Below are 552 nucleotides of genomic sequence, written 5' to 3' on the forward strand. Positions count from 1 at the left end.
GGCGCCACCGCAGCGCCCCGTCGGCCCGCACGTCTTCGAAGCGCGCGGTGGTCTCCCACGGGTGGCGGGACCGGCCCCGCGGGTCTCAGGCGGTGGCGCTCAGGAGGTGGTGCAAGCGGCGCCGTTGAGGGTGTACGAGCTCGGCTTGGCCGTGTTGCCGGTGTGGGTGGCCTGGAAGCCGATGCCGACCGACGCGCCGGGGGCGATGTCGGCGTTGTAGGAGACGTTCTTGGCCGTCACCTGGCCGGAGGACGGCGAGTAGCTCGCGTTCCAGCCGGAGGTGATGTTTTGCCCACCGGGCAGGGTGAACGCCAGCGACCACCCGGAGACGGGCGTGGACCCGGTGTTGGTGATGGTGATGTCCGACGTCAGGCCGTCGCCCCAGGCGTTGGTGGTGTTGGTGACCCGGCACGAACCGCTCGGCTGCGGCGTCGTGCTCGTGGTGGTCGTGGTGGTGGTCGTGGTGGTCGTGGTGGTCGTGGTCGTCGTCGGCCCGCCGGAGGCGGTGACCCGGTAGACGACGGTGCCGTGGGCCGGCACGGTGGCGGCGAT

Annotated in this window: 1 protein-coding gene; it reads right to left on the reverse strand. The window is 71.9% G+C overall.

Translation table 11 applies throughout. The annotated features are described in order from the left end of the window. Positions 1-99: 99 nt before the first annotated feature. Positions 100-552, reverse strand: a 453-nt coding sequence (locus AB0G02_RS38200; protein WP_360804789.1) for a cellulose binding domain-containing protein, incomplete at its 5' end; no start/stop codon positions are given.

It is taken from the genome of Actinosynnema sp. NPDC023658, assembly GCF_040639995.1.
In the GTDB taxonomy this organism is placed as follows: domain Bacteria; phylum Actinomycetota; class Actinomycetes; order Mycobacteriales; family Pseudonocardiaceae; genus Actinosynnema.